This is a genomic window from Varibaculum massiliense (assembly GCF_900106855.1).
Taxonomy (GTDB): Bacteria; Actinomycetota; Actinomycetes; order Actinomycetales; family Actinomycetaceae; genus Varibaculum; species Varibaculum massiliense.
Genome location: NZ_FNWI01000004.1, coordinates 884,565 through 906,408, shown reverse-complemented (window position 1 = coordinate 906,408; position 21,844 = coordinate 884,565). Strand labels below are relative to the sequence as shown.

Below are 21,844 nucleotides of genomic sequence, written 5' to 3'. Positions count from 1 at the left end.
AACCACCTACAGTATTTCAGGGTTAAGTAACGATTTCCATAGCAGGGTTCGGATACTTGCTAACGCATGGGTGCAAGTTAGCGTCTGCCATATAGCGCTACTGCCAGGCGATCTAATGCTCGGTTCTTTCGCCGGTAGACACTGTCTCGTTCAATATAGAAGTGGTCACCGATCATTTGGACTCGTTCGTCTTGGTTGCCTTCACCCAAGAAGAAGTTTTCCAACACGAACCTGTCGTCTTCAGCTAAAGATCCCCAGGCTGGTAGGAACCAGTCGAGGTAGTCTTGGGCTTCTTGTTTTCGGGCGGCCAGCAGGTCGATCTTGTCGAGGGTTGCGGCGATGCGGCGTTCACCTGCATGTGGATCTTTCGCGTGCGGCAGGCCAGTTAGCTTTACGCTCGAAGGGCTGGTCAGGTCGGCTCTTAGTTGGTTGGCCTCAGCGCTGGTGTCTTGACCAGCTGCTTGTTCCATCAGCGGGTAATCCTCTAGTGCGCAGATCGCGGCTTTGCGGGTATCGAGGTATTTGGTCATCACATGCATAATGAATTCTCCTTCGTGGTTGTTAGTTGGGTTTTGACCGCTTCAATCAGTGCGGCCTGCGTAACGTTCTTAGCTTCGAGTGCTTTAAGTACTGCTTCGTCGAGAGTGCCTTCAGCTGCTAGGTGGGTGATGGTGACTGGCTGGGTTTGTCCTTGCCGGTACAGGCGGGCGTTGGTTTGCTGATAAAGCTCCAAAGACCACGTGAGTGAAAACCAGATGAGCAGGTGCCCGCCTGCCTGGAGGTTGAGGCCGTGACCGGCAGATGCCGGGTGGATCAGTCCGAGAGGTATCTCGCCCGTGTTCCACGCTGTAATATCCTCGGCAGTCTTTAGGACTCGGGCTTGTGGGAAGCGTTCGGTGATTCTTTTCAGGTCGTGTTTGTACCAGTAGGCCACCAGAAGGTTCTGCCCGTTGGCGGCCTCGAGGAGATCCTCGAGAGCATCTAGTTTTGCGCTATGAACAGTAATTGCCTGGCTTTGCTCGTTGTAGATGGCTCCGGAGGCCAGCTGCAAGAGTTTTCCGGACAAAGCGGCTGCGTTCGCTGCATCCACGGTTTGTCCATCTAGCTCGATGACAAGGTCTTGCTTGAGTCGCTCATATACCGCCCGCTCCTTGCTAGCGAGTTTCACTTGCTTGGTTGTTACCGTCAGCTCCGGCAGCTTCAGGTGGTCGGTGGTTTTCATGGACAAGGTGATGTCCGAAATTGCCTCATAGATCTCGTCCTCAGCACCAGCGCGCGGCTTATATGTAAACACCTGCATTCCATTGCGTTTATCGGGGAGGAACCAGCGATCCCGAAACCTAGTGATATAGCGTCCCAGTCTGGTGCCGCCATCTAGCAGCCGGAACTGCGCCCATAAATCCATCAGGCCGTTGGCTGCTGGTGTTCCGGTCAACCCAACCCAGCGGGACACATAGGGCCGTATCTTTACCAACGCCGTGAAACGCTTGGCCCGGTGATTCTTGAAACTGGATAGTTCGTCAATGACGACCATGTCGAAAGGCCAGGATGTACCGTAGTGGGCGACCAGCCACGGGATATTTTCGCGGTTGATCAAAGTCACCATCGAGTTCTTCGCCAGGGCGTCGAGGCGCTCGGCTTTGCTGCCAACGGCTACCGCCAGCGACAGGCCCTCAAGGTGATCCCACTTGACTGCTTCGGCTGGCCAAGTATCACGGGCTACGCGAAGTGGCGCGATGATGAGGACTCGGGTCACAAGAAAGTAGTCGAGGACGAGCTGCCAGATAGCCGATAGTGCGATGACACTCTTGCCTAGGCCCATTCCCAGGAATATTGTGGCCTGGTCATGGCAGGTAATGAAGTCGGTTGCTAGGCGTTGGTAGTTATGCGGCTTGTAACGCATCACTCACCTCCGCAATCCCATCCAGGCTGTCTACCACAAAGACTTGGAAGCCTTGATCACGCAGTTGAGCCATCCGACGGTTCTGGATTGGCCTAGGTTTGGCTCCTTGTGCTTTTACTTCAGCGAAAACAACTCGTCCGGCCTTGAGGCAGATACGATCTGGGACACCTGCTACTCCTGGGGATACGAGTTTCCAGCAGATCCCGCCCAGGTTTTCAATGGCGGTTTTGAGGGCTTGTTCTAGGTATTTTTCTCTCATTGGTCTTCACCTCTTGTGGTTGGAGGTGCAGACCGGTGCAGGGTCAATCCATACTTTCCCTATAGCTATTTTTATTAAAATTTTTCCCTATAGAGAAAGTTGCTATACGGTCTGCACCGGTCTGCACCCTCGGCTGGTTTTAGGCACAGAATTCGCTTTTGATAGCTAATCCGAAGACGCGGATCCCGGTTTTAGTTTTCTTACGCACGTAGCCGGCTTGTTCGGTGGCGGCGTTGAAGTCGATCATGGGTCGAGCCCACCCGCTGGTGGCTTGCGCCCACGCCCGATATGTCTGGTAGAGGTCACCTGCCCGCTCCGATAGGCCCTCGCCGGTTTCGCATTGGTCTTCGAGGAATTGGGAAAACCAGTCATTATCGTCGCGGTAAGCGTTCGATGCTTCGATGACTTGTCGGGGTGGGTCCAGGTGGTAGTCATCGGCGTGGATCGCTCGCGCGCCTTCCATCACCCACGCCAGCACCGCACCACCGGCATGCTCGTAGAGATAGTCGGCATAGTTTTTGATATCTGCGTTTCCTTCGATTTTTGCTTCGAAAGGGATCACGATCAGGCGACGCCAAATACCTGTATCCATCGCACCAACCCTGGGCAGGTGATTCGTATACAACACCAGAGTGTGGGAGGGCGTGAATGAGAACGGATCCTTATATTTCTTTTCCGCAGTGATCTGGTCGGTAGAAGCGAGCTGTTTGACGTTCGAGGTTGAAAGGCGCATGCCTTCTTCTGTTTCGGCTGCGATCAGTAGGCGTTTGCCTCTGGCTTCGGCTAGTTCGGGTTTAACGTTGCGGCGCACCCCAACGGTGAGCGCATCGGCGGAGATAGTGCCCGCGTAGGTGCCGAGCACTCGGGCGATGGTATTCCAAAACGTGGATTTACCGTTACGGCCATCCCCGTAAGCGATCACGAGGGCCTCAACCATCACCCGCCCGATCACCGCCAGGCCACAAATACGCTGCACGTACCCGATCAGTTCTGGGTCTGCCTGGAAAAATACATCCAGCGCCTCCAACCAGATCCGGGCACCTTCCTGGGTTGGGGCGAGCGAGGTTTGCTTTGTCAGCAAATCAGCTGGATCGTGGTTCTTTCTCGCGCCAGTTCTTAGGTCGTAGCTGCCATCGGGGGTGTTGAGCAGGTACGCATCCTCATCCAGCTCGCTAACCGCAACCTGCAATATAGGTGCTGCTTCTTTCAATGTGGCACTAATGTTTTTCGACGTTCGCCTAGTAGTCACGAAATTTCGGTAGGCCTGTGCAGCCTCCAACTGATCCAGGGCATCCAGCTGACCTGCCTCTAATTGGGCTAAGCCTTTCTTTTTCGATGTTGCCTCAGCCATAACATCTTCGGCACCGCTATCGCTCATCTGCTGGCCGGCATTAGATAGTAGGGTTTTGGCTTCTTCGAGCTGGCGGGTTGTTAGCTCTTGAGCCACACCGCGAGCGGTGAGCTCGTTTTCTTCCCAGAAACTACCGTTGTAGACCAGCCATTTCGTTGACGGCGAGTACCGGATTTTATTCGCGTACTCGGCCGCAAGCAGGTCCGCTTGGCCGACATCGGAAAAATCTCCAGGCCGCAAACCCGACAACACCCGATACACCTCCGGCGACACATAATCCGGCTGGGCAGCAACCTTGGCAGCGAACTTACAAGCACTATCCCAAATCAGGGCAAGCTCACCGGCGGGTAGCGGCGGATCACAAAGGGCTGCTTTACGGTCGAACAACTCGCGGGCCTGCGTGGTGTTTCCGTAACGGATCAACACCCGACCCGCGAACCTAGACAATGTCGCATTTCGGGAGCCCTCACCAATTGCCTGTGTGGAGGCATCGAAGACTGCGAACATATCCTGCTCATAAGCTGCCGTAAGCCACGCGTCCAGCAGCTGCACACCTTCGAATACGGCGACCTCAGCAGCGGGGTTGCCGTAGATGAAACGGCCAGCATCCAAAGCATTCGCATCAAAAAAGCTGAAGCGTGCAGCCAAACACTTCTTGAGCCCCGCGTACTCGCTAGCATCGCTGATCTTGGTTATCGGGTAGTAGACGTGGAAACGCGGCCGTGCGGACTCCCTACCTTTGATTTTCATGTGGTTACGGCTGGTGGCGGTCATAAACGCCACACCCGCCATCAGCTCAGACAACGAATCGGGCGTGATCCATTCTTCGGGGTTTTCGGTGTGGTCGTTGTCTATATCCATCACCACACAATCCGAAACCAGGAAGTTCTCGTTCGAGCGGTGATTGTTCTTATAGGTGGCTACTACATGGTCGAGTTTTGCTACCTGCTGGAGGTCTGCTTTGCAGGTGACCTTAACCTGGTTCGGGTAGCGGCTATTGAGTACTTGGCCTGTGCTAGTTGATGTTGCGCACGTGAATGTCTTCACTTGGCATCACCTCGTCCAGATTGAGCCTCAAGCGTGTCTGCCGCGAACCGCAGCACTTTGATAAGAGTCCTCAGTTCGTCGTCTCCAGCAGCGACTAGGTTTAGTTGTTGAGTTCCAGGGTCGATAGATATCTCGAAACTTCCGCAGCCTTGTTCCTTGAAACTTAAGTAGGTGCGGCACCCGTGACCTCCGTCGCCGCCTTGGTAGCCATTCGTGCCCACGCAAACATTCATGATCGAGCAGCTAACTGAACTAAGCGTTTCGCATGATATGAGTCGGCCGTCGATATGAACGTTTTGTGTGCCGGTCTCGTCAAACCCATCGATACGCCATTTAGCACGATTGGCTTCTTCTATCCGTATCTGTTGATACTTATCTGTAGCGGTGCTCTCCATTAGTAAGTAACCTCCTGAAAATCGGCGTTGAAATAGTGGATTGGTAGTTCTAGGTCGCGGGCCCACTCGATTTCTGCACGCATACCCCGACTAACCCGGCCGGTGTAAACCCACACCGCCTCGCACTTACCGAGAAGAACTCGGTTAAATGCCATCGCTAGTTCGCGCTCATCAAGGTCGTGATCGTCCATGAACTGGGGAAACAACAGATGCGGCGCTAGTGGTATCTGCCCGGCAGAGACAGCGAAGGCGCAAAACTGGCGAGCCAGCGCCGTATTCGCCTGTACGTCGCCTGAGTAGGGTGAGCAGATATATGTCAGCGGGCGGGCCATGTTCTCGGCAAGCTGTAACTGCTTGAGGACCTTGTAGCTGGTCGGATCAGCATAGCCGTGGCAATTACGGCGTGATAGGCCTAGTACGTGATCTGTGGTGGCGCTCATCAGGCTTCCACCTCAGATTCGCGTTCGATGACCGGCAGGATCCCGCACCGGTTTTTCAAAAGATCGTAGATGAACAGGCGCCCGGCTTGAGTCCAATACATGTGGGTGCGCATCTTGCCCGGTGCGTATTCATGGGTCTTGGATTGGGCAAAGCCGCGCTGGGCGTAGTCGGCGTAGAGGAACCAGCGGCCCGCGCGGTGGAACTGGATCTTTTCGTCACGCAGGATTTGGTTGAGGCGTTTGGCTGATAGCCCGTAGTCTTTCGCAATCTCGGTAGCAGACAGCAGAGAATCGGATTGCAGCACGATGTCGTAGTAGGAAATCTTAGGGGTTGCCTCAGCCAACAGCTGTTCGGCAATCAAGCGTTTGGTGCGCTCGGCACGCAAATGGGCCAGCGCCTGCTCAAGGAACTCATCATCATCTAACAGCTGGTCGATGGCATAAACACCGTGGCGGCGAATAGTCGGTAGGACCTCGTCGAAAACCCACTTCTCAAACTGCTGGGCAGCTGGCAGTTTTGAGGAGACGATAAGCCGGTAGACATCACCTTCTGTTATGAATCTGGTCTGCTGGATTCCGCCTGGGGTTTGAAGGGGGTAGCGTTTCACGACCCCCTTGCAATGACGCGCCAGAGCATCTTTAGTATTCGCATACCCAAGTGCCGCCGCGATATCGCGACCGCAAAATAGGATTCGTTCTTCTTCGTTGATGGTGCGGATCGTGCCGAAAGCTGCATTAGTGAATGCTTGTAGTTGGTTACCCATGGGGGCTTCCTTCCTGAGAGCCCCAGGTAGGCGAAAAGTGGTGCGCCGGCGGCGCAGTAGAGTAAGGGCTCCTACTGGACTGCCGATGAACCTAAAAGTGTTAAATCGAGAAGCCCGAACCACCGCAACGCAGCCAGCAGAAGCAGGGATGAAAAGAACCTGTGTGCTGTGGCGATGCTGGGTATACTCCGTGGGCATTACCCCTAACCAATGGTGATGATTAGGGGTATGGAAAAGATTGATAAGGCGAGCGTGTGGGCGGTGTTTACGCAGATGCGGCTGCGCTGTTTCCTCGAATACGTGTGCGAGCTAGAAGACAACCAGCCTCGAGACAGCTTGCAAGAGCAGCTTTATTGCTGTGTCCGGCAATTCTTGGACGCTAGCCCGGCCGAAATACTAAAGACCATAGATTCTTAATCTTTGCGGTAGTAGGAACACTCGTATCCGTCAGCAGTCAAGGGCAGGCCTTCTGCCCAGTCTGGCAGCCTGGACATGAGTTGGCAGACGTTCTCAACGGTGAAGCCGGAATCTAGTGGTTCGTCGATGACGATTTCGTCGTGAACATGCATCACGATCCGATGGCCTGTTTCAGTGACGTTTTGCATGCCATTCACGAGTAGGTCGCGGGCGACTGCCTGGACGATATTCTCGACTAGTTTGCCGCCATAGGTTTCCAGGCGTCCCCACCTGCGCCCCGTGGTGATACCCCAGTAGGTGATCGAGGTACCACCAAAACGATTCTTACCCAGACCAGGTTTCACGTACGCCAACCGTCTACCCGATGGCAAAGTGATGAACAGGATCCCGGACTCAAGAGCGAAGGTGAGGTTACGCAGGCGCACTGGTCTACGAGTGGTGATGGCTTCAAGTGTTGCTTCTTCGACTTCCTGCCACAGCCACACAATGTTCGGGTTGGCTGCCCGCCAGGCATCCACTATGGGTTTTAGTTCGTCTTCGGCAAGCCCCATCCGCAAAGCACCCATTGCCTTCAATGCACCAACGGAGCCGCCATAACCGCAAGCCAGCACCGCTATCTTCCCTTTCTGCCGCAGCCCGGCATTGGTACCGTGTTTTTCGACTTTGACTCCAAACATGCGGCTGGCTGTCTCGCAATAAAGATCCTTGCCGTCACGAAACGCGGCGAGGGTAGATTCTTCACCGGCGAGCCAGGCGATCACCCGTGCCTCAATAGCTGAGTAGTCGGCGACAATAAACCTGTTACCGTGGCTGGGAATGAATGCGGTGCGGATCAGCTGGGAAAGCGTGTCGGGTACTGATTCGTAGAGCAGTTCGAGCGCTTCCAGGTTCCCGGCTCTCACGAGAACGCGAGCTTCATCGAGGTCAGGTAGATAATTCCTGGGCAGGTTTTGGACTTGGACGAGTCGTCCTGCGAAGCGTCCGGTTCGCCCGGCACCATAGAACTGCAGCAGGCCGCGTGCGCGTTCATCAATGCCTGCTACGTTTTGCATCGCCTGATACTTTTTCACCGAAGACTTGGCGAGGTCTCCGCGCAGCTCGAGTACTTCTTTCACCACGCCAGTGGCCGTTTCGAGAGCAGTCTCGACTTCGGCTTTCGCGAGCGATTCCAGTTGGTAGTCGTTTTTTGCGAGCCAGTCTTTGAGTTGGATCGGGCTGTTCGGATTCTTCAGGCCAGTTAGCTCTTGGGCACGAGCCAAAGTAGCCTGCCGATGTTTATCATCTAAAGTTACAGCGGCATTAACGAGGGTCGCATCGAGGTTGATTCCGGCATCGTTGATGCGCTGGTCGAGAGCGTAAGCCGCCCATTCGTCCTCTGGTACAGGGAAGCGAGCTAGCTTGGTGTGGATGGCTTGTTCAACCTCCACATCACGGCGGTTGTATTCCTTGAAGGCCTTCCAGCCTGCCGGATCAGATAAGGGCAGGTTACGGCACGCGCCTTCATTAATGAGAGACGGGGTGGCTGGGGTGCAGAACTGCTTAATCAGCTTCTTACCTGCCGTGTCTTTCTTCACCGGCAGATCCAGTACTTTCGCTACTTGGTCTAGGCTCATGGGCATCCCAAGATATGCTGCCCAGACCATAGAGCACCGCCACTGGGCCGGATCCAAAAACTCGCCTTCAGGCAATAGCTCTGAGTGGTGACGATGTAGCCATGCTGACAGGCAGATGCGCTCGAAAGTGGCGTTGAATGCCCACTTTGTAATTTGTGGATCCACCAGAGCGGCACGTATCTCGTCGGGTAGTTTTTCTCCGCTAGCCATATCAACCACCTGCACCGGCTCGTCGTCGATGGCGTAGCCGAACAGGAGTATCTGGAAGTCTGGGTGGGCGGCGTATGGGTAGACTCCGGTTTTTGAAAGATTTGTGGGGCTGTAAGTTTCTAAATCGATTGATATATGCACGATTTGTCCTATGTGTTTTGTAGCGGGGCAGGGAGCCAGCCTCATGGTTTGGCTGACTCCCTGCCTAGCTATGGTGCCCGGCTAACTCTGCTCTGAAGTTTTTAGGGCAGAGTTTTGGTATCGCGCCTGCCAGCGTTGAATCTCACGTTTCGATTGTCGTTTCCTGATCCATGCGACCAAGAGCAGGCCGAGGATATCCCCAAATAGTGCCCCTGTCGCGCAGGCGATGATTAGTGCGGTGCCAGCCATCAGGCAAGCGCTATAGCACTCAGACATTTGTATGCTCCTTTCTTTGTTCTAGTTGAGGAAATCGTCTCCACTGTTATTGGTGAAGGCGGAGAAGTCCTCCTCAGCAGACACGTGACCGCCACCTAAGGGTTCGCCGTCGCGAATCTTTTGGATGTTGCCTAGCCCGCAGGCGATACCCTTGTTGCCGTTGGTGTTGAACGCATAGAACGTGATCGAAGCACGCGCGTAACATCCGGAGTAGACCTGGGAGCGGTCTAGGATCGGAGCCAGGGTCTCATCAACTACCTGCGGCGGTGTCGTGGAGTTTGCGTTGACGAACATCGAGTTTGCGTATGCTTCGTCGTCGCGCTCGGTGTCTCCGTCGCGCAGTGGTAGCTTCAGCGCCGCTTTGTTAGGTCGCTTGCCACCAAACTTGGCCGTACCTGCCTCGATGGCAGCGTCAATGGCGGCCTCGATCTTCGCCAGCGTTGCTTTATCGGACTTCGGAATAATAAGGCTGACAGAGTATTTCGGTTTGGATCCTTGGATGGATTTGGCTTCGAACAGGTTTGCATACGACAGGCGTACTTCGCCGGTGATGACTCGAGTTGGATTCTTTACTGACATTGCTAGTTACCTTTCTGTTTATTTCTTGGTTTTCTTTATTTGAGTGAATTCTTCGGCCGCGCTCACGGTTGCCAGTGCGGGCCGTTTGTCGGTTTCAGGCACCAGGGTGGGCTTGCCCGGTGGCTTGACGATCAGGGTGCCGAGGAGTTCGTTGAAGCGTTTCTTGCCCAGATGTTTCTCCAGTGCCGTAATCGTCTTGAGCTTGCGCTCAAAAATGTCGCTGACACCTGCAGCCTCAGCCGCCTGCGCGACGGCGTTTTCGTCGGTGTACTTGCGAATCGAGCGTCCTTCGACGAGCTTGAAGCCAGCCCAGGTCTTGCCTTGATTAATCGCTAGCGAGAGTGCGTAGGCCTCGATGTCAGATGCCCAGGCTTTCAACTTCGGCAGCTTGGTGAGCACCTCAGCAATCTCCACATCGCTAAGCTGGGCTGGTGGAGCGAACTCCAAGCGGGCTAGCGCTAGATTCGCCTCGGCCCTAGCTCTACAAGTCGCTGCTAGCTTGCAGAAACGACACCAATCACCTGCCGCAAAGCAACCTTCACCGCGAGCTGCCTGCTTGGCCGTTGGGCGCACAACCTTCTCAGCCCACGCCCTCAGTTCGGTGACGCTAACTGTCCAGGTGTCCACGTTGGATCTGCGGGGTTGGAAGATTGTCACCGCCACCTCACAGATATCGTAGAGAGGATCGAAAGCAGCCAGCGCACCGAGCGCATACAGCATCAGCTGTGGGTTGCGTTCTGCCTCAACCAGCACACCTTGCCCGTATTTCAGGTCAATGATCTGCAATGCCGGTTCGGCGATGATTACGCAGTCGCCGGTACCAAACCCACCCGGCACCAGATAGGAGTAGTCCAGGCGCTGCTCGATCAACACTTGAGGGTCTGCACAGGTTTTGCGTGCCTCACGCAGCCGCTCTTGGATGAAGGCGACGTAGTCGTCGGTATGGGCCTCCATCTCAGAGTCGATCCAATTTGATACCGGCTTCATGGATGGTGCCTGATGCAAGGCGTGGCGTAGTTTCCACTCCGCCAACGCGTGCGCAACCGTACCCTGCTCGGCAGCAGCCGAAGACGAATCCGGCAGACCCGCCTCCGCTAACGCTGATGGTGGACACTTCAGCCACCGGTGAGCGCCAGAAGCACTAAGGAGTGCGTGTTGGTCAGGCATCAGATAGCCTCTTCGCCTGATCAAGCAGCCACCCATATTTGCCCGGGTTCACATCCGAAAGGCGCTGCGCACCCGCATCCAGGATCAGCTGGCGCACCTGCGCAGTCTTACCTGCCGAGGAAAGCTCTGCTAGCACCCCACGAACCTGTTCAAGTGAAACCACTGGAGGCGGGGGAGTAGGTTGAGGTGTTGACTGTGTGGTTTGCCGGCCGTGTTCAGCTACCGCATCAGATAATGCTGGCTGGGCGAGCTGGGCGGCAGCCATAGGACGCGCACCGCTCATGCCAGCATGATCCTCAAACCCCTCCCAGGCAGCAGACTCCACATCCGCCGCTAGAGCAGTCACCAACTCAGCAACATGATTGAGAGCAGAAATAACACTGTTTGCTTGCGTGACGTTCACTTCGCCTCACCTGCCTTGGTTACGCCGACCGCCTCCGCAAGCGCTATCAGCGACTCGTCGGGATTAGGTTTTTCGTGGATATCGATCTGGTCGACACTCTCACCGGGCACGATGATCATGAGTTTGCGCGGGGCACCGAACAGGAACCGGGCGATGCGTTCGCGTACTTTTACTGTTTTGGTGGCGACGATTCCCGGGTCGGCCGGGATGTGTTTAGCGATGGAAAGCTTCAAACCATGAGATGCCATGATTGCTACTCACCTTGCCTTTCGGTCATGGGAGCTACCTGGCTGGTTTCTCCCTCTAACTCACTGCCGACCGGTGCTAAAGTGTTAAATCCGGCCTCCACCAGTGCTGCGTGCAGCATCGCGAGCGCTTCTTTATAAAGCTGGGAAACACGTGCGCGAGTAAGACCAAGCTCGCGGGCCACATCAGCCTGCGAGACCGGCTTACGAACATAAGCGTCAGAGTTTTCGGTGCCGGGTTTCGGTCCGTAATCACCAGCTGGATGCATCAGCTCAATGACTTGGCGGTGCCTGACATCAAGTCGTTCGCGGGCCTTTTGTAAAGCATCCAGCATCCTTTCCCTATAGGCCGCATCGATATCAGTTAGAAGCTGGTTTTCAGCAGAAAGAGGCAAAACTTCGTCCCGAACCTTGGGCTCTTGCTTCATATAGTCGAGGGACCAAGGAAATGATTCTGGCGCCCGGCAGCCCTGACGCTCCTCGCAAGCACGCCCACAGTTACACTTCTTTTTGCCCTTGCCACGATCCCCACGCTTGGCATCGTGAGCAACCGCCTCCTCTGCCCGCCACAAATCGTCACAGATTTCCTGCGGGCTGCGCGGCGCAACCTTATCGAGTGGCAGGTTCTTTTCCTTAGCGCGCTGGCGACGGTCAGAATCAATCATGACCGCGAAATCGTCAGCATCAATATCGAAGCTTTTAACTTGGTAGTCGTTTTTGAACGTGTATCCTTCGGACTTGAGGTTGACCTTCACGGTCTCGTCTCCATCTCCCTGACAAAGTCAGGGCTTGTGGAGACCCGCGCTAAAGATTGCTCAGATCACTAGTGAAAACCGCTTGAGGAGACGACAAAGGCGAGTCACCCTCTTGCCCGAAGGCGTGTTGAGGGTGACCCGCCGAGCGCTCCCAGAGCAGGTCTCACTAGTGAACTTGTTTGTCTACAACCACAACCACGTACGTTGTGGAGGTCGCCTACCCGCCAGGCAGGCCCTCAAAGCCGAGCTTCGAGCTTGAGTGGGAAGATGTACCGTGGCCACCGGTAGCAACCACCCCTCACTAATAAGTCATGGGAAACCCCAAAACCGGACGGCCTTGCCTCAACTTGTGTTTGCTGCCATATCGCGAGCCCACTGCGGGGCCGTTTTCGGGTTGGCCTCCATCAGGTGCTTGATCGCCTCGGGAAGGACCTCCCCTATAAGCACCGGCTCGCTACCTGATCGTTGGTCTGCCGCCCAGATCACCTCCTTGTATCTCGTGCCGACACGCGTCAAGTGCCTAAAAGTTGACAGCTTCCCACTTAGTCAATTAGACTCCACACGGGCTTATTAATCACAAAGTCATTTTGTCGCCGCGAGGAGAAAACCATGTCCACGGAAGCCGGTTTTTCAGGGTCTATGCGTCCATTGTTGCGTCGAGATGTAATCTTCGGTGACACCGGGTTCGGTGTCTATATTCGCGGGGAAGATGAGGGTTTAGTCCTTAAGGGTAAGACGGTCTACAAGTGGCTTAAGACCGTTGCTCCGCTCCTGAATGGTAAGAGGACGTTAGGTGAACTGCGTACCATGTTGTCCGAATCTCAGGCAGAGATGCTCGAGAAGCTGGTTTTGGCTCTGGCCAACCGTAATCTGGTTCGGGATGACGACCCCGAAGACGAGTCCGTCCTGCCGGCTAATATTTCCAAAAAGTACGCCAGCCAGATATCTTTGATTCACCACTTCGTCGGTGGTCCACGTAGGCGTTTTGATAAGTTCCGGAACGCCAGGGTTGTTGCAGTTGGTGACACCGCGATGATTCGCGCTGCGGTCAAAATGTTGCACGCCAATGGTAATGAGTCAGCTGAAGTTATGAACTCGTTGGACGGTTTAAATCTCGATGCCTTTGATGCTGTTCTGATTGACTGCGACGCAGTTGGCGCCTCGTGCATCTTCCAACTAGAAGAGCAGGCGAAGGGTGCTGAAGTTATCATCATTCCTGCAATGACTATCGGGCAGCGTTCTTTTGTTGGACCTGCCCTGGGCACCCCAACGTCCCCGCGCTGGGCCACCGTACTTGCTAGGTTGGCTGGCGGTTTGCCGCTAGAACAGGCAGTTCAGTTACACCAGCGAGTACTATTTGGCCAGCTGCTACCATACTCAGCTCCAAGTCACACTCTAGCCGGCATGCTTGGAACCATGCTCGGCTTCGATATCTTCCGTTACTTCACTGGGTGTCTGAACCCTGAGGTGTCCAATCGACTGATCATCCAGAACCACGAAACTATGGATTTGACCGCCGAGGCTATCCTCGAGCATCCCCTCAGTTACGAAGATGAAGCTAAGACTCCTGAACTCTTCGATATAGATGAGTTTGTTGCCGAACTTGATGCCGCAGCTATCCCTTGTGATCTTCGTCAGGGTCCTGAGCAGCATGACGAGGTTAACGACTACATGCCGATTCTCGGTTTCTACACCGGCCTTATTCCCAAGCTGACAGATGACGACTCTGAGCAGTCTCCGGTCAAGGTATCCTCGGGCACGGTTGTTCAGATCGTCCAGCCTGGCATGACCGCCCCGGATCGGTGCTCACTGTCAGCCTACAATCTGCATACTCCTCTTCAGGCTCGCTGTACACTGGTGATGAACGCGGCCATCGCCCACGCTGACACTTGGGGTAACTTGGAGTATGGTCAGGACATTGAGGCCGAAATTCAGCCCCAGCAGTTGGTTTCCTGGCTCGGTTCCGCCCACGATGATTTCCCTGTCCGTAGTGTTGCCGGTGTCAGCTTGAGGTCTGGCGGAACGATAACTGTCCCTGCTGCCGCGGCCTTCCCCCTGTCACCTGAAAATCGCAACGTATGGTTCGAAAATGACTATGTAGGCACCGGAGCCGGCCGTAGTCTGGCTAGCGCTGCCCGAGAAGCGATCTTGTCGGTCATTTCTGATCTGGCGCTGCGTAAGGCCCTTAAATCCGCTTCAGATCTGCCTACAGTAGATTTGTCCGCCGCCGCAGATGAATCTGATCTTGGCTTCTTGCGTAACACCCTCAACATCATGAAGATGTCCTACACCTTGGTTGATATCTCGCAGCCCGGTCTTGGGGTAACCGTATTGGGGTTCTTGCCGGGAGTCGCACCCGAGGTGCGGACAGCCCCAACTTTGCGTGAGGCTGTTGTGGAAGTCCTGACTAACTTGGTTGGCCGAGTGCAGACCAATGATAATAGCGCTGCCTTCGGTCTACTCACCGACCTCGACACGACGGGTTTGCCAATAGGCTCCGAAACTATCCCCCACGACTTCTCGAGGCACGACTCGAAGATGAGTGAAATAGTGTCCGAACTGAAGACGAGCTTCGACCCGATATTGGTTGAAACCACCACCAATGATCTTGCGCTGTGCTCGCTGCGGACTGTACGCGTCCTCTTGGTCGCTGACTCCGCATCGCCAGACAAGGGTGCCAACTAAGGCAGCAAGTCCATTAGCTACCTGAAAGGAAGAGTCAATGTATAGCAACTACGATTCGAACGTAGCCACTACTGAGCTGGATTCTCTGGAAGTTGATACTTCGAGGTTCTAGAGCTGGATGGGGGCACTATGAACGCTTGGTCCTCTTGCTCCACTAAGACCACTTCCAACTGCACTTAAAACTCTGCGCATATTAACAGAAAGGTTCCGCAATGAACAAATTGTCTGCTCCGAATGAAGTATCTACTCTGAACGAAATGTCCGCTCTGAACGAAATCGCAAACCTTGAGGTCGATACCTTCGAGATCCTTGAAATGGTTGAACTCGACGAGGCTGCCATGAAGGCCTGGTGTTCCTGCTCCACATCCAGCTGCTGCGGCTGCTCCTCCAGCTCCTGCGGTTCCACCACCAGCACCTCTTGCTCCTGCGGTTCTACCTCTAGCTGCGCATAACTAACTATCAGCAAAACCAAACTTAAATCTTCGAAAGGAAACAATAGTTATGGAAACTCTGACTCTCGACGAAATTGCCGACCTGGAAGTTGAGACCTTCGAGGTCATCGATCTGAAAGAGCTCTCCGAGGATCTGGCTAACTGCTGCAGCACTACCTCCTGCGCTTGCAGCACCACCTCCTGCTGCTCTTGTAGCACCTCATCGACCTGTAGCACTTCTTGCTCCTGTGGTTCAACCTCCAGCTGCGCGTAATTGGTAGGTCGCCAGTGGGAGGCTGAAGCCTCGACCTGAGTCAGGATTTGAGCTTCTCAGGTCAGAGGGTCTTGCCTCCGGCAGCTACCCCTTGACAGTACAGCCCATTCCTTCGTGTTTGGCTTCAGAGTCCCAACCTGACCTGCCAATCTCGAAGGACGGGTCGTCTGTCTAAGCGTAGGAAAACGCTGGGCGTGCCCCGAGAGCACTTATATTGAGGAGTTACGAATGACTACCGCACCATCCTTTTTCCCTGTTCCGCTGGGGTTGGATAATTATTTGGACGATACGGTCCTAGGCCGAATGATCGAGGACGTTGAATCCAGCGGAGCTGATGTGGTTGCCTTTTACGTATCCCATGGTGTGGTCCTCGCTCCAGTTACTCCTCCTCACGAGGGCGTAGGGGGATGCTTCGCTTGTTTAGCTCGCCGGTGGCAAATCCTACGTGTGGAGGAGGAGAGAAACACTCTCGAATCTGGCGGTGAAATGCTGGCAGTCGATCCGCTGTTTCTCACTGAAGAGCCTTTCAAGTCGATTATTGATTCCACCATCAATGCGATGCCCTCTGAGTGGCCCAGCAGTCCTAAGGGCTATACCAAGGTCTATAGCTTCAAGGCTGACTCAGTTGAATTCAGCTCCTTCCCCTTGATCGCTGACAGTGGCTGTCCGCGTTGCTTCTCGATGAATGCATGCCCCGAAAATGCCTCCGAGATACGCCCGCAGCCTCGACTCAAAGAGTCAGTTGATGACAGCCGCACCACGAAGGTGCGTGACTACGGTATTGAACCCGATGCTTTCGCTAACCCGATTTGCGGAATGCTGGGCCCGGTGGCCGGACGGGGTTACGACTCAACTTCGACTGCAATGGTCACTGGCTACCATAGGGTTCGGGGAGATTTCAATGAGTTACATGAGTTTTTCTGGAGCGGCCACGCCAACAATTTTGAAGATAGTACTCTCCTAGCAATTCTCGAGGGCCTGGAGAGGCACAGTGGCCTGATTCCAAGGCGTTACGAGCCTGCCATGGTGGCGAGTTACTCTTCAGTCAAGGATAGGGCGATTGACCCGAGGGCAGTCACTTTGTATCCCTCTGAGTTCTATAAATATCTGCCCCACCGCTTCACTGAATTCACTGAGCATCTTGAGATTCCCTGGGTTTGGGCCTGGTCCCTCCGCGACTCCAGACCACTCCTCGTTCCCCTGATCTTCTCTTATTATCTCAATGCCGATGCCAACACCAATTTCGTAGCTGAGTGTTCCAATGGTTGTGCCACGGGGGGCTCACTCGAAGAGGCCGCACTGTTTGGCCTAATGGAATTGATTGAGCGGGACGCATTCGTAACAGCCTGGTTTAGTAAGGCTCCATTACCCGAAATCGATGTAGCAGCCATTCGTGAGGACGATGTCCGATACATGATTAACCGGCTGGCGATGCAGGGCTATGACGTTAGGGCTTTTGACAATCGAGTGGACCTCCCTTTCCCAGTAGTTTCAGCTGTTGCGGTCAGACGAGATGGTGGACAGGGGGCCTTGTGCTACGCGGCGGGTTCGGGATTCAACCCGATTGATGCCTTCCGTGGTGCTCTGTGTGAAATCGCCTCATATGTTCCGGGATTCGAGGATCGAATCATCGCCAATAAGGAATTGATCGATTCTATAATGAAGGACTACAGAAAGTGCACGGAGTTGAAGCACCATGCTCTGCTTCACGGTGCACCTGAAATGCGTTGGGCTTCTGACTTTCTACTGAATCAGGACCGGCCAGTGCACAGTCTGGATGAGCTGTATGCGGATTGGAATGATTCTAGACCTCGCACGTTAGATTTGGCTGAAGATCTCAAATTCGTTGTGACTACCTTGGCCGACAAGGGCTTGGACACCTTGATTGTGGACCAAACCTCGCCAGAGCAGGAAACTCTAAATCTATCCACTGTTAGCACCATTGTTCCGGGCCTAGTCCCGATCGATTTCGGTTGGACTATGCAACGTGGTCTCTTTATGCCCCGTGTTCGAAATGCCCCGGTAGAGGCAGGCTGGTTCGACGCTCCCCTGAAGTACGAAGATCTCAACCCGGTTCCCCACCCATTCCCGTGATAGCTGAAAGGACAACTTCATGACTACTGATTCTAAGGATGTATTCATGCCATCAGCAGCCTCCGCCTATATAAGGAACGTCTTGTGCCGTGCTCAGATCCCTTTGGAGCCTGAGAATCACAAGACCAACTGGGAAGACAAGCCTAGGACGCACAAAGTATATTCGGGTGCAAAGACTGTCCGCTTCCATGGTGGTTTTCCTACTAATGACATGACCCTTGAGCAGGTCTTAATGGATGGGAAGGCGGCTGAATTTCGCCCTTATGATCTCGATTCGCTCATTGAATTGTTGTGGGCAGCCTATGGTATTAAGCTTCGCAAACTTCACATCTACCGCAACGAAGGTGTCAGCCACATCCATGAGTACTTGCGTCCGGTCTGGGGTAGAGGGGCTTCCGGTGGTGGTTCTCTGTACAGCCTGGAGGTCTACCTGGTCTGCGCAGGGGAGCAGGGTCTAGTACCTGGCATCTATAACTGGAACAGTAACCGTAACGAGCTCCAGCGGCTCGTCGTCGGGAATGTCACCGACCGCGTTCGCCAGACGCTGCCCGATCCTGTAGAGGGAGCAAGCTCCTTCCTCATTATGACTGTCAAGATTTGGAAGAACTCGTTCAAGTATTCAACCTTCGCTCCTCATGTGACCGCTACCGATATCGGTACCGCCTGCAGCTCATGGGTATTGTGGGCACGCTCTCGCGGTCTGGACTTCAAGCCGCAGCTCTGGTTCGATGAGCCTGCGCTCAATGAGTTACTCTCACTCGATCCCGACCTAGAGTCGGCCGTCGCAGTTGTTCCGCTGAATTTTGGCGCGGATCGAATCAGTGCCGGGTGGACAGGCAACGTGCAGCGTGAGGAGAGCGAGAGATCGGTTAACCTTCTCCGCTGGGACAGGAATGAGCTAGTTGTTCGAGAAATGCGGGAAGCTGGTCAAGGAACTATGCCCGTAGCTCATAACAGTCCGTCTAGGAAGTCTGGCCACCAGGTTTTGGAGACCATAGATTTGCCGGCACCTACACCGCTCGATATGCCCCTCGTCGATACGCTTCGTACTCGACGTAGCACATTCGGCATGCTATCCAATTCTGTTGGCCCAATGACCCAGCAAGACCTGCACGCTATGCTCCTGGCTGGACTACGCGCCAATGAAGGTGTGGACTTCGCCGGCTTAGCTCCGCACGAGACAATCGGCGCCTGGGTACTAGTAAATAATGTTGAAGGCCTGAAGCCAGGTGCTTATAGGTATCATGACGGCAAACTCGAATTGATGCTTGAAGGAACCCTATACGATTTCCAGCAGCGCACCTATTATCTGAAGAACTACGACTTCGGCTCAACAGCTGCCGTCATCACCCTCACTGGTTGGCCGGATCACCTGATGAATCAAATGGGACCACGAGGCCTGCGAGTTCAGGACGCCCTATTGGGGGCTGCATGCCAGTACATCTACCTCGCTGCAGCGAGTCTGAAACTTGGCTGCGGCGCTGCCCTTGGTTTCGCCTATGACGCTTACGCTGAGTTGTTTGATACTGCACGGGTTGAATCGAAGGACCCCGAGGATGAGTGGCCAATGTTGATTATGGCGGTGGGGCCGGAACAGTTAGATATTGCCGAAGTGCAAATGGAGTTGGAGTCAGCCTAATGACTAGCCCGAATCAGACACCTGTAAAGCGCTGCGCTGATTTCACACCCTTCTTCATGTGTCGCACCACTGGCCTACCTTATGACGCTGTTAAGGGTTTAGAAAGCCCCTATATGGCCGATTGGGTCAGGCGCGTCATAGAAATGGAAGAGAAGCTCGTCTCTGCCGAAATAGTCCTGAATACCGCTCTGGAAAATGCCATCGGCGGGAATGAAGACCAGGACAATAGGCGAGCACTGCTCCGGCTGCGGCGAACCGCCCACAAGTTGAAGGCTCCGGAAGAACCTAACGATGCCATCAAGGCTGTAGAGCGTCATGGATTCGCCGAGTTAGTCGAGGAATGGTGCGCTTTAGTCGGGGACTATGAAGATCTAGTTGCCCTTGGCTCCCACCTGGTGGACGCGGATGAGGCGGCTACATCTGATTACCTGGTTGAGCTTTCGCAAAGGCCAGAAATCCGAGGGGCCCTAGTCCTTGCGAATACTCGAACTGAGAATGGCTTGGATAAATTTGCAAAAATGAATCTGTCCCAACGCCGCAAGAAACGTCCGCGACGAGAGTGGCGAACGCTGCTGACTTATGCCTATCGCGCAGCATGCAAGACCAGCCCTTTCTCAACCTTAACCCCAATCAGCCTGGGCGAATTTGGGGAGCAGAGTTCGCTTATAGGCTCACGAGGCGGAACTAGGATAAAATCCAAAGTACGCCTGAACGTGGCCTTACTGCCGCGCATCACAGAGTGCCTGGTAACCCATCGCACTTATGCGGCTGACCTGCCGGTGGCACTAGTTTCTGGCTGGGAGATTAAGTCTGAGCGGTTAAAGTACATGCGCCGTAGGCGAGTTGTCGACAAGTCTGAATCAAAGATGTCTTTGGACCGTATGCAGGAATCGATATTCTACCTGTCTGCAGGTGAGATCATGCAAGCTCTAGTTACGATAATCGGGTCTAATCCTGAAATTCGATTGGGAGAGTTGGAAACTGCGCTTGGCGATCACCTAGCCTTGGAGGCTACGGGTGAAGACATCTCGCGATTCCTGTCCATCCTTCTTCGGTTGGATTTGCTGACCACACCTCAGCTTGCCGTGGACATCCACGCTGACGACCCCGTCGGAAGATATGTCGAGTCTTTGTCGCAACTCGGTCGCCCATGGGCAGAGGAGCTGGCAACGCAGTTGGGTGAGATTAACCGACTGGCGCAATCCACTGCCAATCAGGAGCCAGTTGTCCGTCGAGACACCTTGATAGAGATCCAGGGTAAGCTCGTTAAGCTCTTTGAAGGTGTCGGTGAGGAGGATCCGGTTTTGCCTGGCACCTTGCTGTACGAGGACTCGACAACTTCCGAGCTGGAGATTGTCGCCTCAGATAAGCTCTGGAATGATTCCCTGGCAAAGGATTTGGCTCGGCTCAGCTCAATTCTTGACATTTTTGATATCTTGATCCCTCAGCGGATTCTATTGAAAGGCTTTTTCCTTGCCCGCTTTAAGTCTGATGGGCAATGTTCCGACTTTCTGAAATTCGTGTCCGACTTCCACATGGACCTGTTCGACGAGTACTTGAAGTCTAGCATGAGGCCAACAGCGTCTGGCCCGAATGGAATGCCAGGCCCACCGCACAATTGGCTCGATATGCCGGAAATTGACGCTATCTATGCGGCTCGAGTTGAGCTCGTCGAGAGGATGCGCAAAGCCTACGCGGAATATGAGGGCGGGGTGATGCACCTCGATGATGAATTCTTCGAAGCAGTCAGCTCGTTACTGCCGGAAACCCCCGGTTCTATCCATAGAAGTTTCTTCGTTCAGGTGGCGGGTTCCGATCCGGGCCGACTCGTGATGAATCAGACCTATTCTGGGTTGGGTCTGATGTTTTCGCGGTTCTTGCATGTCTTGGACGATAGTGAGGTTGGACCTGGCCACGTGTCTCCGCGGGTGGCGGAGCGGTTGGATGAGCAACAGCCTGAAGGCGCAGTTTTCGCCGAAATGACTGGCGGTGTTGATTCGACCAATTTGAATCTTCACCCTGCAGTGACCAAATACGAAATCGTCTCCCCAGGTGAAACATCCTTCCGGCCTAAGGAGTTTCAAATTCCCGCCGAGGATTTGCGTGTGCGCTACGACTCGCAGGCCAATGAACTGTACCTATACTCGGAGAAGTTGCGGAAGAAGGTTATACCTGTGTATCTCGGCTTCTTGATGCCACTGGCCCTGTCAGATGTTCAAAGAGTCCTGCTGCTGTTCACCACCAACCGAATGGCCAGGTTAGACATGTGGACTGGCATTGACAAGCCGTTGGGTGATCGAGTAATTGCCTCTCACCCCAGGTTATGCCATGGGAGCCTGGTACTAGTCAGGGAGACTTGGAAAACTAACCCGTCAAAACTGCCGCAGCGTAGGTCATTCTCCGAAACCTCTAGCTGGTATCTGGCATGGCAGCGATTTTGCAAGGAGCACGATTTGCCGCGCTTCGTGTTCGCGACATTGGGCGGTGACCCCGATTCAGAGGAGCAAGAATTCGACGGCAAGGACGACAGCAAAGATGAGGGCGGCGCCGCAGGTTTTGGTAAGACGAAGCCACAGTACATCGACTTTGAATCGCTTTCGTGTCTCTGGCTGCTTGACGAGATGATTCGTCAGGGAACCACCAGGTTGGTATTCCAGGAAATGCTGCCGTCTCCCGACGACATGTGGTTGAAGGACTCGGAGGGCAGGTATGTCTCAGAACAAACAATTGAGGTTCGCTTCGATCAGGAGAGTTAA

At 54.3% G+C, this 21,844-nt stretch carries 19 protein-coding genes; 5 read left to right on the top strand and 14 right to left on the bottom strand.

The features are described from left to right. Positions 1–77: 77 nt before the first annotated feature. The 7 genes from BQ5456_RS04060 to BQ5456_RS04030 all read right to left on the bottom strand — a co-directional run bounded on the left by BQ5456_RS04060 (position 78) and on the right by BQ5456_RS04030 (position 6,159). Positions 78–539: an ArpU family phage packaging/lysis transcriptional regulator gene (locus BQ5456_RS04060; RefSeq protein WP_071128874.1), complete on the bottom strand. Its 462-nt coding sequence runs from the start codon at positions 537–539 to the stop codon at positions 78–80. Next, on the bottom strand, positions 530–1,903 hold the full coding sequence (locus BQ5456_RS04055; protein ID WP_071128873.1) for a DEAD/DEAH box helicase: 1,374 nt from the start codon (positions 1,901–1,903) through the stop codon (positions 530–532). Before BQ5456_RS04055 ends, BQ5456_RS04060 begins: the two co-directional genes overlap by 10 nt. Continuing rightward, complete coding sequence (locus BQ5456_RS04050) at positions 1,884–2,162, bottom strand: VRR-NUC domain-containing protein (RefSeq protein WP_071128872.1); 279 nt, start codon at positions 2,160–2,162, stop codon at positions 1,884–1,886. Before BQ5456_RS04050 ends, BQ5456_RS04055 begins: the two co-directional genes overlap by 20 nt. Before the next feature lie 139 nt (positions 2,163–2,301). After that, on the bottom strand, positions 2,302–4,560 hold the full coding sequence (locus BQ5456_RS04045; protein ID WP_071128871.1) for a phage/plasmid primase, P4 family: 2,259 nt from the start codon (positions 4,558–4,560) through the stop codon (positions 2,302–2,304). Next, a complete protein-coding gene (locus BQ5456_RS04040; RefSeq protein ID WP_083378348.1) occupies positions 4,557–4,955 on the bottom strand; it encodes a hypothetical protein in 399 nt (132 codons plus the stop codon). The genes BQ5456_RS04045 and BQ5456_RS04040 overlap by 4 nt, the downstream gene beginning before the upstream one ends. Next, on the bottom strand, positions 4,955–5,395 hold the full coding sequence (locus BQ5456_RS04035; protein WP_071128870.1) for a DUF7768 domain-containing protein: 441 nt from the start codon (positions 5,393–5,395) through the stop codon (positions 4,955–4,957). The genes BQ5456_RS04040 and BQ5456_RS04035 overlap by 1 nt, the downstream gene beginning before the upstream one ends. Further along, complete coding sequence (locus BQ5456_RS04030) at positions 5,395–6,159, bottom strand: phage antirepressor (protein ID WP_071128869.1); 765 nt, start codon at positions 6,157–6,159, stop codon at positions 5,395–5,397. Before BQ5456_RS04030 ends, BQ5456_RS04035 begins: the two co-directional genes overlap by 1 nt. Positions 6,160–6,387: 228 nt before the next feature. Between BQ5456_RS04030 and BQ5456_RS04025 the strand changes: the two genes are divergently transcribed. Beyond that, the gene (locus BQ5456_RS04025) at positions 6,388–6,576 is read left to right on the top strand and encodes a hypothetical protein (RefSeq protein WP_083378347.1); all 189 of its coding nucleotides are present in this window, start codon (positions 6,388–6,390) and stop codon (positions 6,574–6,576) included. Here the strand turns inward: BQ5456_RS04025 and BQ5456_RS04020 are convergent. The 6 genes from BQ5456_RS04020 to BQ5456_RS03990 all read right to left on the bottom strand — a co-directional run bounded on the left by BQ5456_RS04020 (position 6,573) and on the right by BQ5456_RS03990 (position 11,965). Beyond that, entirely contained in the window at positions 6,573–8,585 is a 2,013-nt protein-coding gene (locus BQ5456_RS04020) for a DNA polymerase (RefSeq protein WP_071128868.1), read from the bottom strand. The two genes, BQ5456_RS04025 and BQ5456_RS04020, sit on opposite strands and share 4 nt — an antisense overlap. A 252-nt stretch (positions 8,586–8,837) precedes the next feature. Then, the gene (locus BQ5456_RS04010; RefSeq protein WP_071128866.1) at positions 8,838–9,395 is read right to left on the bottom strand and encodes a DUF2815 family protein; all 558 of its coding nucleotides are present in this window, start codon (positions 9,393–9,395) and stop codon (positions 8,838–8,840) included. Between the two features lie 18 nt (positions 9,396–9,413). Next, entirely contained in the window at positions 9,414–10,562 is a 1,149-nt protein-coding gene (locus BQ5456_RS04005; protein ID WP_071128865.1) for a DUF2800 domain-containing protein, read from the bottom strand. Further along, positions 10,555–10,965: a hypothetical protein gene (locus BQ5456_RS04000; RefSeq protein WP_071128864.1), complete on the bottom strand. Its 411-nt coding sequence runs from the start codon at positions 10,963–10,965 to the stop codon at positions 10,555–10,557. Before BQ5456_RS04000 ends, BQ5456_RS04005 begins: the two co-directional genes overlap by 8 nt. Continuing rightward, complete coding sequence (locus BQ5456_RS03995; protein WP_071128863.1) at positions 10,962–11,213, bottom strand: hypothetical protein; 252 nt, start codon at positions 11,211–11,213, stop codon at positions 10,962–10,964. The genes BQ5456_RS04000 and BQ5456_RS03995 overlap by 4 nt, the downstream gene beginning before the upstream one ends. A gap of 5 nt (positions 11,214–11,218) precedes the next feature. Beyond that, a complete protein-coding gene (locus tag BQ5456_RS03990; protein WP_071128862.1) occupies positions 11,219–11,965 on the bottom strand; it encodes a sigma factor-like helix-turn-helix DNA-binding protein in 747 nt (248 codons plus the stop codon). 609 nt (positions 11,966–12,574) lie between these two features. Between BQ5456_RS03990 and BQ5456_RS03985 the strand changes: the two genes are divergently transcribed. Further along, on the top strand, positions 12,575–14,650 hold the full coding sequence (locus BQ5456_RS03985) for a YcaO-like family protein (protein ID WP_071128861.1): 2,076 nt from the start codon (positions 12,575–12,577) through the stop codon (positions 14,648–14,650). A gap of 193 nt (positions 14,651–14,843) precedes the next feature. Here the strand turns inward: BQ5456_RS03985 and BQ5456_RS10765 are convergent, their stop codons facing one another. Beyond that, positions 14,844–15,146, bottom strand: coding sequence for a hypothetical protein (locus tag BQ5456_RS10765; RefSeq protein WP_071128860.1), 303 nt, complete (start codon positions 15,144–15,146; stop codon positions 14,844–14,846). Positions 15,147–15,583: 437 nt separating this feature from the next. On the opposite strand from BQ5456_RS10765, the gene BQ5456_RS03970 reads away from it, so the two are divergent. The 3 genes from BQ5456_RS03970 to BQ5456_RS03960 are packed head-to-tail and all read left to right on the top strand — an operon-like array spanning position 15,584 to position 21,844. Further along, positions 15,584–17,449 (top strand): TOMM precursor leader peptide-binding protein, encoded by a 1,866-nt coding sequence (locus BQ5456_RS03970; protein WP_071128858.1) that lies wholly within the window; start codon positions 15,584–15,586, stop codon positions 17,447–17,449. A gap of 19 nt (positions 17,450–17,468) precedes the next feature. Next, a complete protein-coding gene (locus BQ5456_RS03965) occupies positions 17,469–19,088 on the top strand; it encodes a nitroreductase family protein (RefSeq protein WP_071128857.1) in 1,620 nt (539 codons plus the stop codon). Next, positions 19,088–21,844, top strand: coding sequence for a lantibiotic dehydratase (locus BQ5456_RS03960; protein ID WP_083378346.1), 2,757 nt, complete (start codon positions 19,088–19,090; stop codon positions 21,842–21,844). The genes BQ5456_RS03965 and BQ5456_RS03960 overlap by 1 nt, the downstream gene beginning before the upstream one ends.